The organism is Pseudomonas sp. CJQ_9 (assembly GCF_043106615.1).
Lineage (GTDB): Bacteria > Pseudomonadota > Gammaproteobacteria > Pseudomonadales > Pseudomonadaceae > Aquipseudomonas > Aquipseudomonas juntendi.
Genome location: NZ_JBICMS010000056.1, coordinates 24,074 through 38,219 on the forward strand (window position 1 = coordinate 24,074; position 14,146 = coordinate 38,219).

A 14,146-nucleotide genomic window follows, 5' to 3' on the forward strand; every position below is an offset into this window, starting at 1 on the left:
TTGGCTGGGGGCACTCTTGGGTGAATGTCACCGCCCCAATGTGGGAGCGGACATGCCCGCGAACACCGGCGAAGCCGGTGCCAGCCACCGGGTTGGATTTTTCGCGGGCATGCCCCCCCACAGGAAGGGCGTGGAGCCTGGAAGGGATGCAACGGAGAGAGGGGCCAATGACCGATATCGATGTGCGCTTGCGTGAAGATGTGCATGTGTTGGGTGAACTGCTGGGCGAAACCATCCGCCAACAGCATGGCGATGCATTCCTGCAGAAGATCGAAGCCATTCGCCACAGCGCCAAGGCCGACCGCCGCGGCCCCGGGGAGCAACTGAGTTCGACCCTGGCAGACCTTGCCGAAGAAGACCTGCTACCCGTGGCCAGGGCCTTCAACCAGTTTCTCAACCTGGCCAACATGGCCGAGCAGTACCAGTTGATCCGCCGACGCGATGCCGACCAGCCCGAGCCGTTCGAAGCGCGGGTGCTGCCTGAGTTGCTGGCGCGGCTGAAGCAGGCCGGGCACAGCAACGATGCCCTGGCCCGGCAGCTGGCCAAGCTGGATATCCAGCTGGTGCTCACGGCACACCCCACCGAAGTGGCGCGGCGCACGCTGATCCAAAAGTACGATGCCATTGCCGGCCAGCTGGCTGCACAGGACCACCGCGACCTGACCCCGGCAGAACGCGAGCACGTGCGTGAACGCCTGCGCCGGTTGATCGCCGAGGCCTGGCACACCGAGGAAATCCGACGCACCCGGCCAACCCCGGTCGACGAGGCCAAGTGGGGCTTCGCCGTGATCGAGCATTCGCTATGGCACGCCATCCCCAGCCACCTGCGCAAGGTCGACAAGGCCTTGTTGGACGCTACCGGGCTGCGCCTGCCGCTGGAGGCCGCCCCCATCCGCTTTGCCTCGTGGATGGGCGGGGACCGCGACGGCAACCCGAACGTGACCGCCGTGGTGACCCGCGAGGTGCTGCTGCTGGCCCGCTGGATGGCTGCTGACCTGTTCCTGCGCGACATAGATGCGTTGGCCGCCGAGTTGTCCATGCAGCAGGCCAACGCCGCCCTGCGCCAGCAGGCCGGCGACAGCGCTGAACCCTACCGGGCGGTGCTCAAGCAGTTGCGCGACCGCTTGCGCGCAACGCGTGCCTGGGCGCACTCGGCGTTGAACAGCAGCCAGCCGCCCAGCGCCGAGGTGCTGGTCGACAATCGTGACCTGATTGCCCCACTGGAACTGTGCTACCAGTCCCTGCACGAGTGCGGCATGGGCGTTATCGCCGAGGGGCCTCTGCTGGACTGCTTGCGCCGCGCGGTCACATTCGGCCTGTTCCTTGGCCGGCTGGACGTGCGCCAGGACGCGGCCCGGCACCGTGACGCCCTGACCGAAATCACCGATTACCTGGGCCTGGGCCGCTACGCCGACTGGGATGAAGAGCAGCGCATCGAATTCCTCCAGGCCGAGCTGAAAAACCGCCGGCCGCTGCTGCCGGCACACTTCAAGCCGCAGGCGGATACTGCCGAGGTGCTGGCCACCTGCCGGGTAGTGGCGGGTGCACCTGCTGCCTCGTTGGGCTCTTACGTCATCTCCATGGCCGGGGCTGCCTCGGACGTGCTGGCTGTACAACTGCTGCTCAAGGAAGCTGGCCTGACCCGGCCGATGCGCGTGGTGCCATTGTTCGAAACCCTCGCTGACCTGGATAACGCCGGGCCGGTGATGCAGCGCCTGCTGGGCCTGCCAGGTTACCGTGCAGGGCTGCGCGGCCCGCAGGAGGTCATGATCGGCTACTCCGACTCCGCCAAGGACGCCGGGACCACGGCAGCGGCCTGGGCGCAGTACCGTGCCCAGGAAAACCTGGTGCGTATCTGTGCCGAACATCAGGTCGAATTGCTGCTGTTCCATGGCCGCGGCGGCACTGTGGGCCGTGGCGGTGGGCCTGCCCATGCGGCGATCCTGTCACAGCCACCGGGCTCGGTGGCCGGGCGTTTCCGTACCACCGAGCAGGGCGAGATGATCCGCTTCAAGTTCGGTTTACCGGGCATTGCCGAGCAAAACCTCAACCTGTACCTGGCTGCCGTACTCGAAGCCACGCTGTTGCCACCGCCGCCGCCGCAGCCGGCCTGGCGCGAAGTCATGGACCAGCTGGCCGCCGATGGCGTCAAGGCGTACCGCAGTGTGGTGCGGGACAACCCGGACTTCGTCGAGTATTTCCGCCAGTCGACGCCGGAACAGGAACTGGGGCGCCTGCCACTGGGCAGCCGCCCGGCGAAACGCCGCGCCGGTGGCATCGAAAGCCTGCGGGCCATCCCATGGATCTTCGGCTGGACCCAGACGCGGCTGATGCTGCCGGCCTGGCTGGGCTGGGAAACCGCGCTGAGCAATGCCCTGGCGCGTGGCCAAGGCCAACTGCTGGCGCAGATGCGCGAACACTGGCCGTTCTTCCGCACCCGCATCGACATGCTGGAAATGGTACTGGCCAAGGCAGATGCGCAAATTGCCGAGGCCTACGACGAACGTCTGGTGCAACCGCAGCTGCTGCCTTTGGGGGCGCACCTGCGCGACCTATTGTCGCAGTCGTGCCAGGTAGTGCTGGGCCTTACCGGGCAGCCGGTGCTACTCGCGCACAGCCCCGAGACACTGGAATTCATCAGCTTGCGTAACACCTACCTGGACCCGCTGCACCGCCTGCAGGCCGAATTGCTGGCGCGCTCGCGCAGCCGCGAAGCCGCTCTGGACAGCCCGTTGGAGCAGGCCTTGCTGGTAACGGTGGCGGGCATCGCCGCCGGCTTGCGCAACACCGGTTGAGCGCAGGGCCGGGTGCGGCAGTCGGCATGCCGTAGCGGCTGTACGGCAGCAGCGAAAGGGTGGTTGCGCCAGGCGCAACCACCTGCCTGCTTGGCCGCAAGTGGCGCATTCCTGCAACTTTGGGACGCTTGTCTGGCTGCCGGGCGCTGTGTATCTTGAGCAGCCCTCTGACCGAATTATGGTCATACCCGATTTTCCGGACTTGGCCCTGGTCGCCGAATCCATTGAAGTTCATAAAAAAATTTGAGGAGCACAAGATGCGCGTTATTCTGCTGGGAGCTCCCGGGGCCGGTAAAGGTACTCAGGCAAAGTTCATCACCGAAAAGTTCGGTATCCCCCAAATCTCCACCGGTGACATGCTGCGTGCTGCCGTAAAGGCCGGCACCCCGCTGGGCCTGGAACTGAAGAAAGTCATGGATGCCGGCCAGCTGGTGTCCGACGAGCTGATCATCAGCCTGGTCAAGGAGCGCATCGCCCAGCCGGATTGCGCCAACGGCTGCCTGTTCGACGGCTTCCCACGGACCATTCCACAGGCCGAAGCCATGGTTGCGGCCGGTGTCGATATCGACGCCGTGGTTGAAATTGCCGTAGACGATGAAGAAATCGTGGGCCGCATGGCGGGGCGCCGTGTGCACCTGGCCTCGGGCCGTACCTACCACATTCAGTACAACCCGCCGAAAGTGGAAGGCAAGGACGACGTCACTGGCGAAGACCTGATCCAGCGCGACGACGACAAGGAAGAAACCGTTCGCCATCGCCTGTCGGTCTACCACAGCCAGACCAAGCCGCTGGTGGACTTCTACCAGAAGCTGTCGGCGGCCAATGCTGGCAAGCCGAAGTACAGCCACATCGAAGGCGTAGGCTCGGTTGAAGCCATCACGGCCAAGGTCCTGGCAGCCCTGAGCTGATCCAGCACCTGGCGCACGGTCCGCTTTTCGTGGGAGCGGCCTTGCGTCGCGAAAGGGCTGCGCAGCAGCCCCATCAATTTTTGCCACGTCGCTGACACCCTGGGGCCGCTTTGCGGCCCTTTCGCGACGCAAGGCCGCTCCCACAGGGCCCACACAGCGGCCCCTTGGGGACACAACGGCGCAGCTGCTCTATAATGCCGCTCTTTTTCTTCGCACCTGGATACCCGTTCGATGACCACCCTGTTGGCCCTGGATACCGCCACCGAAGCCTGTTCCGTCGCGCTGCTGCATAACGGCAAGGTAACCAGCCATTACGAGGTGATCCCGCGCATGCATGCCCAGAAGCTGCTGCCGATGATCAAGCAGTTGCTGGCCGATTCCGGTGTGGCACTGAATGCGCTCGATGCCATCGCCTTTGGCCGGGGCCCGGGTGCGTTCACCGGTGTGCGTATCGCCATCGGTGTGGTCCAGGGTTTGGCGTTCGCCCTCGAGCGCCCGGTGCTGCCGGTCTCCAACCTTGCCGCGCTGGCCCAGGGCGCGTTGCGCGAACAGGGCGTGCAGCAGGTCGCCGCGGCCATCGATGCGCGTATGGAGGAGGTGTACTGGGGGTGCTACCAGGCCACGGCGGGGGAAATGCGCCTGGTCGGCAGGGAGGCCGTGTTGCCACCCGAGCAGGTGGCGCTGCCGGTAGAGAGTACCGGTGCCTGGTTCGGTGCCGGCACGGGTTGGGGTTATGGCGAACGCCTGGCAGTGACAGTCGCGGCCAGTGATGCCCAGGCCCTGCCCAGCGCTGTGGACGTACTTGCCCTGGCCGGTTTTGCCTGGGCGCGTGGCGAGGCAGTCACCGCCGAGCAGGCGCAGCCGGTCTATCTGCGCGACAATGTAGCTACTCCGAAGAAGCAATAACTGCTGTCCGTCGGTTATTGCCGATCACGCTAAAACCTTTTTCGCATTCTGTGGTCCAGTTATCAATGAAGCATTAGCGACGCAGCTCGGATGCTGCTAAATTGCCATCATTGATCCCGAGTGCCATGCCATGCGTATCGACGGTTTCTCATCGCAGTACCCGATCAAGCGCACGCCGCGCAAGGCCGCGGTGCGCGAGGATGCGGTCGATGATGCAGAGGTCGTCGATGGCCTTGAAGCCGCGCCACCCGAGCCCGCCGCTCGCCGCCTTGGCGCTGGTCTGCCAGCCCGCCAGCAGGACATGGTTTTCCCTCGCGCCCGTGACCGGCGTACCGCCAATGCCTTGGCCAGTTACCTGAGCACCGCCGGTTTTACCGACTGGGACATGGAAGTACTAGGGCTCGACCTGTACATTTGATGGATGAGTCCATCACCCCTGCCTTACTTTCTCGGTTGCCCGTCATGGAGTGAAAACGCCTGGCGCGACTACCTGTACCCCGCCGACGCCAGCAGCGGCCAGATGCTGGGCTTCTACAGCCAGGTGTTCAACGCGGTAGAGGGCAACACCACCTTCTATGCCCGGCCTGCCCCTGGCACCCTTGCCCGCTGGGCACAGGTAATGCCCGCACATTTCCGGTTCACCGCCAAGTTCCCCCGCGACATCAGCCACGCTGGTGACCTGCGCGACCAGCTGGAGCCTGCCTTCGATTTCACCCGGTTGATGGCGCCATTGGGCGGGCGTGTGTCCCCCTACTGGTTGCAATTGCCGGCCCAGTTCGGCCCTGCGCGCCTGGGCGAGCTGTGCCATTTTCTGGATGAGCTGGCGGTGCCCGTGGCAGTTGAAGTGCGTAACCAGGCGTTTTTTGCCAAGGGTGAAGAGGAGCGCATGCTCAACCGGGTGCTGCACGAGCGCGGCGTCGAGCGTATCTGCCTCGACCCGCGCGCGCTGTTCAGCTGCACTTCGCGTGACCCTGCCGTGCTGCATGCGCAGTCGAAAAAGCCCAAGGTGCCGCCGCGCCCGGCCGCCTTTACCCAACACCCGCAGGTACGCTTCATCGGCCACCCGGAACTGCAAGCCAACGACGTGTTTCTCACCCCGTGGGTAGACAAGGTGGCCAGCTGGATCGAAGAAGGCCGCAACCCCTATATCTTCCTGCATACCTCGGACAACCGCCTGGCGGCGGCACTTGCCCGGCATTTTCACCAGCGCCTGATGTTGCGTTTGCCGGGCCTTGCCGCGCTGCCGGAATTGCCGCGCGCCCCCGAGGTCGAACAACTGGGGCTACTGTGACCCTTCCCTGACTGCCGGAGGTTCCACCATGGATGTGCAAACCCTGCGAGCCGAAGCCTTCAAGGCCTTGCACCAGCGTGACGGTGCATTCGTCATCCCCAACCCGTGGGATGCCGGGTCGGCCAGGCTGTTGGCGAGCCTGGGCTTCGAAGCGCTGGCCACTACCAGCGCCGGCCTGGCCTTCAGCCTGGGCCGCCCGGATGCCGAAGGGGCCTTGAGCCTGGACGACACATTGGACAACGCCGGCGAAATCGTCGACGCCACCGCGTTGCCGGTTGCGGCCGACCTGGAAAACGGCTTCGGCGACCTGCCCGAGGACTGCGCGCAGACCATTCTGCGTGCCGCCGAGGTTGGCCTGGTGGGTGGGTCTATCGAAGACGCCAGCGGCCGCCATGATGCGCCCATCTATGATATCGGCCTGGCGGTGGAGCGTGTACGCGCCGCAGTGCAGGCTGCCCGGAGCCTGCCGTTCCCGTTCACCCTGTGCGCCCGTGCAGAAAACCTGCTGCACGGGCGCATGGACCTGGACGACACCATCCTGCGCCTTCAAGCCTACGCCGAAGCGGGGGCCGATGTGCTGTATGCGCCTGGCCTGCGAACGGCGGAAGAAGTGCGCGCGGTGGTGCAGGCCGTGGCCCCGCGGCCGGTCAACGTGCTGATGGGCATGGCCGGCGTGGCGTTGAGCGTCAACCAGTTGCAGGACCTTGGTGTGCGTCGCATCAGCCTGGGCTCGTCGCTGGCCCGCGCGGCCCTGGGTGCGTTGCAGCGGGCCGCGCTGGAAGTCCATGACCACGGCACCTTCGGCTACGCAGACCAGGCTTTGCCGTTCGCTCAGCTCAACGACCTGTTCCGCCGTTGATGCGGGCCCTGATGCTGCTGGCCGGCCTGCTGTTGTTGGCCGTGCTTGCCTGGCAACTGGGCTGGCGCTTGCCCGCGCCTTGGAACCCCTGGTCGCCGTTGGATGTGCGCCAACCACCCAATTGGTTGACCCCTTACAAGCTGTCGCGGCTGCGGGATGACCCCGCGCTGTGCCGCCAGGCACTGGCCACCAGCCAACTGCGCTACCGGGCACAGGCCGACAGCCCGGCCTCGGCCAACTGCCCGCTGGAAAATGTGTGGCGTATCGAAGCCGGCAAGGCGCGCCTGAGCAGCAGCTTTCTGGCCAGCTGCCCACTGGCGGTGGCGTATGCGCTGTTCGAACACCACGCGTTGCAGCCTGTCGCGCAACGGGTGTTGGGCCAGCCGGTGACCCAGGTCGACCATTTGGGCAGCTTTGCCTGCCGCAACGTCTACCACCGCAAGCAGGGCCGCCTGAGCCAGCACGCGACGGCCAACGCCCTGGACATCAGCGGCTTTCGCCTGCAGGACGGTCAGCGCATCGTTCTGGCGCGTGACTGGCAGGCGGGTGGGGCCAAGGCGCAATTCCTGCGCGAGGTGCAGCAGGCTGCCTGCCAAAGCTTCAGCACTGTGTTGGGGCCCGACTACAACGCCGCGCACCACAATCACTTCCACCTGGACATGGGCCGCTGGCAGGTCTGCCGCTAAGGTCAGGCGTAGGCGCGCACGTTGTTCAGCACCACTGGGCGCGCCCAGTGGATGTCGAACGCCAGGTCGGTCTGCTGCTTGCTCAGCGTGGCATCGTCGAACGGTTCGGCGGCGGGTGGCAACAAGTCGCTTTCCAGTTCGGCGATGGGCAGGAACAGCGGGCGCGGGCTAGGGCCCGGTCCGGGGTCGGGCAGCGGCTGACCCTGGCTCATCACCACCGGGCGCAGCCAGCTGTTGTTGATGTCGAGCTGGCGCTGCTGCTCGATCAGTTCCATGGCACTGAAAGGCTCGGGGGCCGGCGGCAAGAGGCTGGCTTCCAGCTCGGCCTTGGGCAGAAACAGCGGCTCGGGTGGGACAACGCGCGTATCCTGCACCGGGCAGGCGCGCTGGGCGTCGATCATGGCCAGCGCGCGGGCGCCGCCGATCGGTTCGCCGCTGTCCTGGTCGTATTGCACGAACGACTGGCTGATGCTGTCTACGGGCTCTTCCTGGCGCTCGGCCATGGCCCGGGCGAAAAAATCCTGCCACAGGTGGCTGACGCCCCCGAGTGCCTGGGTGTTGTGCTGACTGTAGTTGCCGACAGGCGACAAATAGGTCAAGCCGATGGGAAGAGTATCTGACATGGCAGTCGCGCGCGTTGTGCTCTGGCAGAATAGCGGGATATTGCCTGTATCGGCCGTGGCGGCCGATACCTTAAGGGCCGGGTTCAATTTCTAGGTGTTGAAGATGGAAGAGCAGGGCGCAGGTATCCGGGTCGAGGCGCTAACGGCCGAATTCGCAGCGCAGGCCGCTGCATGGGCCGAGCGCCTGGCGCTGCCGTTGCAGGACGATGATGCCGGGTTTGCCGTGCAGGTGGGCGTTGATGGCTTGCAGATCCAGCAATTGGGCCCGCAGGCACCGGGGCCGGTGCGGGTGGACTTTGTCGAAGGCCAGGCCGCGCACCGGCGCCAGTTTGGCGGTGGCAACGGGCAGATGATCGCCAAGGCCGTGGGCATCGCCCAAGGCGTGCGACCGCAGGTGCTGGATGCCACGGCGGGGCTGGGCAAGGACGCGTTCGTGCTGGCCAGCCTGGGCTGCCAGATGACCTTGATCGAACGCCAGCCGCTGATAGCCGCGCTGCTGGAAGATGGCCTGGCGCGCGCCCGGCTGGATGAAGAAGTGGGGCCGATTGTCGGGCGCATGCGCCTGCTGACCGGTAATGCCATCGAGCGCATGCGCAGTTGGGAAGGCGAGGCGCCGCAGGTGATCTACCTCGACCCAATGTTCCCGCACCGCGACAAGAGCGCCCTGGTGAAAAAGGAGATGCGCGTGTTCCGGCCCTTGGTCGGCGATGACCTGGATGCCCCGGCCCTGCTTGAAGCCGCCCTGGCGTTGGCCAGCCACCGGGTGGTGGTGAAGCGCCCACGCAAGGCGCCGATCATTGACGGGCCGAAACCGAGCCATAGCCTTGAGGGCAAGTCGAGCCGGTACGACATCTACCCGAAGAAAGCGCTTAAAGCCTGACCTTTATCTGACCGGCTAGTGCGGCCGATGTGGGAGCGGGCGAGCCCGCGAAGCAGGCACCGCAGTGGTTGGCACGGGCTGCGCCCGTGTTCGCGGGCCTGCCCGCTCCCACAGGCATTGAGCAAGATTCAGCACTCGAGACAACATGGCTGCCGCCGAATGCCAGCGTCTGTTTCAAGGCTGAAACGCGCGCAAGAACACCCCAACCACCTCGCGCACATGCGCTTCTGCCGCATCACCTTCCAGCGGCCCCGCACAGCCGAGCAATAGCCGGTAATCCGGCGCCCCCTTGACCAGGCAGAAGAAGTGCTCCGCTGCCCGCAGCGGGTTGTCGATACGCAGCAGCCCACGCTCATCCGCCTCGCGCAGCAGCGCTTCCATCCCTGCCAGCACGCGCTTGGGCCCGGCCTCGTAGAAATACTCGCCAAAGCTTGCATCCAGGCTGCCCTGGGCCATGATCAGGCGGCTGAGCTTGACCGCTTCGTCACTGCTGATCAGCGCCTGGAAACCACGGGCGATGTTCAGCAGCACGTCTTCGACCTGCGCACCGGCGGGGTACTCGAACAACAGGTCCGGCAGCTGGATCTGGCACGTGGCCATGACCGCTGAACAGAACAGCGTCTGCTTGTCGGTGAAGTGGCTGTACACGGTGAGCTTAGAAACACCTGCCGCCGAAGCGACCGCATCCATGCTGGTGTTGGCGTAGCCAAGGCTTAAGAACAGCGACTTGGCAGCTTCGAGAATCGCCTCGCGCTTGGCCAGGTCCTTGGGCCGGCCTGGGCCGATGGGTGCGTCGTTGGGCATTGTGGTCTGCATGTGGTTGATCAAGCTCCCATATTACCGGCTGGAGCGGTTTCCAGCAGTGATCGTAGCCATCGTCAGGTGATTTCTTATCGACGCTGGCTTCTCGGCAGCAGTTCCCTGACTTAATATACCCGCCAGTACAAATATTCGAAGTACCCTCTGCGAAAGGATTCATCATGTTGCGCCAGGCCTTGTCCATCGCGTTGCCCGCCGCCGTCGCCGTGCTTCTGGCGGCGTGCGAACAGGAAGCCGCCGCCCCTGCCGCCCCGCGCCCGGCGTTGGTGGTGCAGCCGCAGCCAGCCGAAGCGGGGGCCGCCAGTTACCCCGGTGAGGTGCGTGCGCGCTTCGAGCCGGAACTGGCGTTCCGTATTGCCGGCAAGGTCAGCAAGCGGCTGGTCGAAGAAGGGCAGCGGGTCAAGGCCGAGCAACCGCTGGCCGAGCTGGACCCGCAGGACGTACGCTTGCAACTGGAAGCTAACCGCGCACAACTGGCCGCCGCCGAAGCCAACCTGGCACTGGTGCGCACCGAGCGTGATCGCTACCAGAAGCTGCTGGACCGGCAGATGGTCAGCCATTCTCAATATGACAATGCCGAAAACCTCTACCGTGCCGGCCTGGCGCGCCTGAAGCAGGCCAAGGCGCAGTTCGACGTGGCCGGGAACCAGGCAGCCTATGCCGTATTGCGCGCGCCCCAGGCCGGGGTGATTGCCAAGCGCCAGGTGGAAGTGGGCCAGGTGGTTGCCGCTGGGCAAACCGCCTTCACCCTCGCCGCCGATGGTGAGCGCGAGGTGGCCATCGCCCTGCCAGAGCAGCAGTTCGCTCGGGTCGCCATCGGCCAACCGGTGAGTGTGGAGCTGTGGTCGCACCCGCAGGCGCGCTTCCAGGGGCGCATCCGCGAGCTGTCACCCGCGGCCGATCCGCGCTCGCGCACCTTCGCCGCCCGCATCGCCTTCACCACGTCGGCTGCCCCGGCCGAGCTGGGCCAGAGCGCCCGGGTATTCATTGCGACCGAAGGCCTGATCCCACTGTCTGTACCGCTGTCGGCGGTTACCGCCGAAGACGGCCAGGCCTATGTGTGGCGGTTGAACAAGGACAGCCGCCTGGAGCGGGCTGTGGTGCGCCTGGGTGCGTACGGCAACGATAGCGTGCCCGTGCTCGATGGGCTGGCCGCCGATGACTGGGTGGTGGCCGCCGGTGGTCATGTATTGCGTGAGGGGCAGCAGGTACGCCCCGTCGACCGCAGCAACCGCATAGTGAACCTGACGGCCAAGGAGTAAGTCCCGATGGGTTTCAACCTTTCTGCCTGGGCGCTGCGCAACCGCCAGATCGTCCTGTTCCTGATGATCCTGCTGGCGGCCATTGGCGCCATGTCCTACACCAAGCTGGGCCAAAGTGAAGACCCGCCGTTCACCTTCAAGGCCATGGTCATTCGTACCCTGTGGCCCGGTGCCACGGCCGAGGAAGTGTCGCGCCAGGTAACCGAGCGCATCGAGAAAAAGCTGATGGAAACCGGTGAGTACGAGCGGATTGTCTCGTTTTCCCGGCCTGGCGAATCGCAGGTCACGTTCATGGCCCGCGACTCGCTGCACTCCAAGGACATTCCCGAGCTGTGGTATCAGATCCGCAAGAAGGTCGCGGACATTCGCCATACCTTGCCGCCGGAAATCCAGGGCCCCTTCTTCAACGACGAATTCGGCACTACCTTCGGCAATATCTATGCACTGACCGGCAAGGGCTTCGACTACGCCGTGCTCAAGGACTATGCCGACCGGATCCAGATCCAGCTGCAGCGGGTCAAGGACGTGGGCAAGGTCGAGCTGATCGGCTTGCAGGACGAGAAAGTCTGGATCGAACTGTCCAACCTCAAGCTGGCCACCCTGGGGGTGCCGCTGCAAGCGGTGCAGAACGCCCTGCGCGAACAGAATGCAGTCAGCACCGCCGGCTTCTTCGAAACCCCCAGCGAGCGCCTGCAACTGCGGGTAAGCGGTCGCTTCGACAGCGTCGAGCAGATTCGCCAGTTCCCGATTCGGGTGGGCGACCGCACTTTCCGCATAGGCGATGTCGCCGAAGTGTACCGTGGCTTCAATGACCCACCCGCACCGCGCATGCGCTTCATGGGCGAAGAGGCCATTGGCCTGGCGGTGTCGATGAAGGATGGCGGCGACATCCTGGTGCTCGGCAAGGCGCTGGAAAGCGAGTTCGAACGCCTGGCGCACAACCTGCCGGCCGGCATGGAATTGCGCAAGGTTTCGGACCAGCCCGCGGCGGTCAAGGCCGGTGTGGGCGAGTTCGTTCAGGTGCTGGCCGAGGCGCTGGTCATCGTGCTGCTGGTCAGCTTCTTCTCCCTGGGCCTGCGGACCGGCCTGGTGGTGGCGCTGGCCATCCCCCTGGTGCTGGCCATGACCTTCGCGGCCATGCATTACTTTGGCATCGGCCTGCACAAGATCTCGCTGGGGGCGCTGGTACTGGCCCTGGGCTTGCTGGTAGACGATGCGATCATCGCCGTGGAAATGATGGCTATCAAGATGGAGCAGGGCTACGACCGCCTCAAGGCGGCCAGTTACGCCTGGAGCAGCACGGCGTTCCCGATGCTCACCGGCACCCTGATCACCGCAGCAGGCTTCTTGCCCATCGCTACGGCGGCCTCAAGCACCGGCGAATACACCCGCTCGATCTTCCAGGTGGTGACCATTGCCTTGCTGGCATCCTGGCTGGTCGCCGTGGTGTTCGTGCCTTACCTGGGCGAGCGCCTGTTGCCCGACCTGGCCCGGCTGCACGCCGCCCGTCATGGCCAGGCGCCAGACCCTTATGCCACGCCGTTCTACCAGCGGGTGCGGCGGGTTGTGGCGTGGTGTGTACGGCGCCGCAAGACGGTGATCCTGCTGACCATCGCGGCTTTCATCGGCAGCATCCTGCTGTTCCGCTTCGTGCCCCAGCAGTTCTTCCCGGCGTCCGGGCGCCCGGAACTGATGGTCGACCTGAAGCTGGCCGAAGGTGCATCGCTGGCCAATACCGCCGAGCGCGTCAAGCAATTGGAGGCGCTGCTCGCGCAGCAGGATGGCATCGACAACTATGTGGCCTACGTGGGTACCGGTTCGCCGCGCTTCTACCTGCCACTGGACCAGCAGCTGCCGGCCGCCAGCTTCGCCCAGTTCGTGGTACTGGCCAAGTCGATGGACGACCGCGAGCGCCTGCGCAACTGGCTGATCGCCACGGTGGACCAGCAGTTCCCCGAGTTGCGCGCCCGGGTCACCCGCCTGGAAAACGGCCCGCCCGTGGGTTACCCGGTGCAGTTCCGGGTCACGGGCGAGCATATCGAGAAGGCGCGGGCACTGGCCCGTGAGGTGGCGGCCAAGGTGCGCGAGAACCCGCATGTGGTGAATGTGCACCTGGACTGGGAGGAACCGAGCAAGGCGGTGTTTCTGAGCATCGACCAGGACCGTGCCCGTGCGCTGGGCGTGAGCACCGCGCACCTGGCGAGTTTCCTGCAAAGTTCGCTGACCGGCACCACCGCCAGCCAGTACCGCGAAGACAACGAGCTGATCGAGATACTGCTGCGCGGTACGCTGCAGGAGCGCAGCGAGCTGGGCAACCTGGGCAGCCTGGCGTTGCCGACCGACAACGGCCAGAGCGTGGCGCTGTCGCAGGTCGCGACCCTGGAGTATGGCTTTGAGGAGGGCATCATCTGGCACCGTAACCGCTTGCCGACAGTGACCGTGCGGGCAGACATCTACGACAAGGCGCAACCTGCGACACTGGTGAAGCAGATTCTGCCTTCTTTGCAGGGCATCCGCGCCAAGCTGCCCGACGGTTACCTGCTGGAAGTGGGCGGCACAGTGGAAGATGCCGAGCGCGGGCAGAAATCGGTGAACGCTGGCATGCCGCTGTTCATCGTGGTGGTGTTGAGCTTGCTGATGATCCAGCTGCGCAGCTTCTCGCGCACGCTGATGGTGTTCCTGACCGCGCCGCTGGGGTTGATCGGCGTGACGCTGTTCCTGCTGGTGTTCGGCCAGCCGTTCGGCTTTGTCGCCATGCTCGGCACCATTGCCCTGGCGGGGATGATCATGCGCAACTCGGTAATTCTGGTTGACCAGATCGAGCAGGACATTGCGGCAGGGATGGACCGCTGGCAAGCGATCATCGAGGCCACGGTGCGGCGCTTCCGGCCGATCGTGCTGACCGCCCTGGCCGCGGTGCTGGCCATGATCCCGCTGTCGCGTAGCGTATTCTACGGGCCGATGGCGGTTGCGATCATGGGTGGCCTGATCGTGGCCACGGTGCTGACGTTGTTGTTCCTGCCGGCGTTGTACGCGGCCTGGTTCAGGGTAAAGCAGCGTTGAAGACCCAGGCGCGAGCATGCAGGCAGCTTGCGCCCTGGGTGTTGAAGGCGCCGG

Annotated in this window: 12 protein-coding genes; 10 read left to right on the forward strand and 2 right to left on the reverse strand. The window is 65.2% G+C overall.

The window, feature by feature from the left end; all coding sequences use genetic code 11:
- Positions 1–167: 167 nt before the first annotated feature.
- From ppc to ACF8SD_RS10920, 7 genes are all read left to right on the forward strand, one after another.
- Positions 168–2,795, forward strand: a complete 2,628-nt coding sequence (gene ppc, locus ACF8SD_RS10890) for a phosphoenolpyruvate carboxylase (protein WP_392485195.1) — start codon at positions 168–170, stop codon at positions 2,793–2,795.
- Between the two features lie 257 nt (positions 2,796–3,052).
- A complete protein-coding gene (adk, locus tag ACF8SD_RS10895) occupies positions 3,053–3,703 on the forward strand; it encodes an adenylate kinase (protein WP_029885102.1) in 651 nt (216 codons plus the stop codon).
- A gap of 231 nt (positions 3,704–3,934) precedes the next feature.
- Complete coding sequence (gene tsaB, locus ACF8SD_RS10900; protein ID WP_173887766.1) at positions 3,935–4,609, forward strand: tRNA (adenosine(37)-N6)-threonylcarbamoyltransferase complex dimerization subunit type 1 TsaB; 675 nt, start codon at positions 3,935–3,937, stop codon at positions 4,607–4,609.
- Between the two features lie 130 nt (positions 4,610–4,739).
- Positions 4,740–5,027: a hypothetical protein gene (locus ACF8SD_RS10905; protein WP_173887767.1), complete on the forward strand. Its 288-nt coding sequence runs from the start codon at positions 4,740–4,742 to the stop codon at positions 5,025–5,027.
- A 3-nt stretch (positions 5,028–5,030) separates the two neighbouring features.
- Entirely contained in the window at positions 5,031–5,900 is an 870-nt protein-coding gene (locus ACF8SD_RS10910; RefSeq protein ID WP_173887768.1) for a DUF72 domain-containing protein, read from the forward strand.
- A gap of 28 nt (positions 5,901–5,928) precedes the next feature.
- The gene (locus ACF8SD_RS10915) at positions 5,929–6,759 is read left to right on the forward strand and encodes an oxaloacetate decarboxylase (RefSeq protein ID WP_173887769.1); all 831 of its coding nucleotides are present in this window, start codon (positions 5,929–5,931) and stop codon (positions 6,757–6,759) included.
- Positions 6,759–7,445, forward strand: coding sequence for an extensin family protein (locus ACF8SD_RS10920; RefSeq protein WP_173887770.1), 687 nt, complete (start codon positions 6,759–6,761; stop codon positions 7,443–7,445). The genes ACF8SD_RS10915 and ACF8SD_RS10920 overlap by 1 nt, the downstream gene beginning before the upstream one ends.
- Positions 7,446–7,447: 2 nt before the next feature.
- On the opposite strand, the gene ACF8SD_RS10925 is transcribed toward ACF8SD_RS10920, so the two are convergent.
- Positions 7,448–8,068: an energy transducer TonB gene (locus ACF8SD_RS10925; RefSeq protein ID WP_173887771.1), complete on the reverse strand. Its 621-nt coding sequence runs from the start codon at positions 8,066–8,068 to the stop codon at positions 7,448–7,450.
- Positions 8,069–8,171: 103 nt separating this feature from the next.
- Between ACF8SD_RS10925 and ACF8SD_RS10930 the strand changes: the two genes are divergently transcribed.
- Positions 8,172–8,948, forward strand: a complete 777-nt coding sequence (locus ACF8SD_RS10930; RefSeq protein ID WP_392485196.1) for a class I SAM-dependent methyltransferase — start codon at positions 8,172–8,174, stop codon at positions 8,946–8,948.
- Between the two features lie 174 nt (positions 8,949–9,122).
- Here the strand turns inward: ACF8SD_RS10930 and ACF8SD_RS10935 are convergent, their stop codons facing one another.
- Positions 9,123–9,764, reverse strand: coding sequence for a TetR/AcrR family transcriptional regulator (locus ACF8SD_RS10935; protein WP_173887773.1), 642 nt, complete (start codon positions 9,762–9,764; stop codon positions 9,123–9,125).
- 164 nt (positions 9,765–9,928) lie between these two features.
- Between ACF8SD_RS10935 and ACF8SD_RS10940 the strand changes: the two genes are divergently transcribed.
- Positions 9,929–11,029, forward strand: a complete 1,101-nt coding sequence (locus ACF8SD_RS10940) for an efflux RND transporter periplasmic adaptor subunit (RefSeq protein ID WP_392485197.1) — start codon at positions 9,929–9,931, stop codon at positions 11,027–11,029.
- Positions 11,030–11,035: 6 nt separating this feature from the next.
- On the forward strand, positions 11,036–14,092 hold the full coding sequence (locus ACF8SD_RS10945) for an efflux RND transporter permease subunit (RefSeq protein ID WP_392485198.1): 3,057 nt from the start codon (positions 11,036–11,038) through the stop codon (positions 14,090–14,092).
- The last annotated feature ends 54 nt before the right edge of the window (positions 14,093–14,146 follow it).

What these genes read in the sequence shown, in the direction of transcription:
- ppc (WP_392485195.1), top strand. Translation starts at nt 168, where the DNA reads ATGACCGATATCGATGTGCGCTTGCGTGAAGATGTGCATGTGTTGGGT.
- adk (WP_029885102.1), top strand. Translation starts at nt 3,053, where the DNA reads ATGCGCGTTATTCTGCTGGGAGCTCCCGGGGCCGGTAAAGGTACTCAG.
- tsaB (WP_173887766.1), top strand. Translation starts at nt 3,935, where the DNA reads ATGACCACCCTGTTGGCCCTGGATACCGCCACCGAAGCCTGTTCCGTC.
- ACF8SD_RS10905 (WP_173887767.1), top strand. Translation starts at nt 4,740, where the DNA reads ATGCGTATCGACGGTTTCTCATCGCAGTACCCGATCAAGCGCACGCCG.
- ACF8SD_RS10910 (WP_173887768.1), top strand. Translation starts at nt 5,031, where the DNA reads ATGAGTCCATCACCCCTGCCTTACTTTCTCGGTTGCCCGTCATGGAGT.
- ACF8SD_RS10915 (WP_173887769.1), top strand. Translation starts at nt 5,929, where the DNA reads ATGGATGTGCAAACCCTGCGAGCCGAAGCCTTCAAGGCCTTGCACCAG.
- ACF8SD_RS10920 (WP_173887770.1), top strand. Translation starts at nt 6,759, where the DNA reads ATGCGGGCCCTGATGCTGCTGGCCGGCCTGCTGTTGTTGGCCGTGCTT.
- ACF8SD_RS10925 (WP_173887771.1), bottom strand. Translation starts at nt 8,068, where the DNA reads ATGTCAGATACTCTTCCCATCGGCTTGACCTATTTGTCGCCTGTCGGC.
- ACF8SD_RS10930 (WP_392485196.1), top strand. Translation starts at nt 8,172, where the DNA reads ATGGAAGAGCAGGGCGCAGGTATCCGGGTCGAGGCGCTAACGGCCGAA.
- ACF8SD_RS10935 (WP_173887773.1), bottom strand. Translation starts at nt 9,764, where the DNA reads ATGCAGACCACAATGCCCAACGACGCACCCATCGGCCCAGGCCGGCCC.
- ACF8SD_RS10940 (WP_392485197.1), top strand. Translation starts at nt 9,929, where the DNA reads ATGTTGCGCCAGGCCTTGTCCATCGCGTTGCCCGCCGCCGTCGCCGTG.
- ACF8SD_RS10945 (WP_392485198.1), top strand. Translation starts at nt 11,036, where the DNA reads ATGGGTTTCAACCTTTCTGCCTGGGCGCTGCGCAACCGCCAGATCGTC.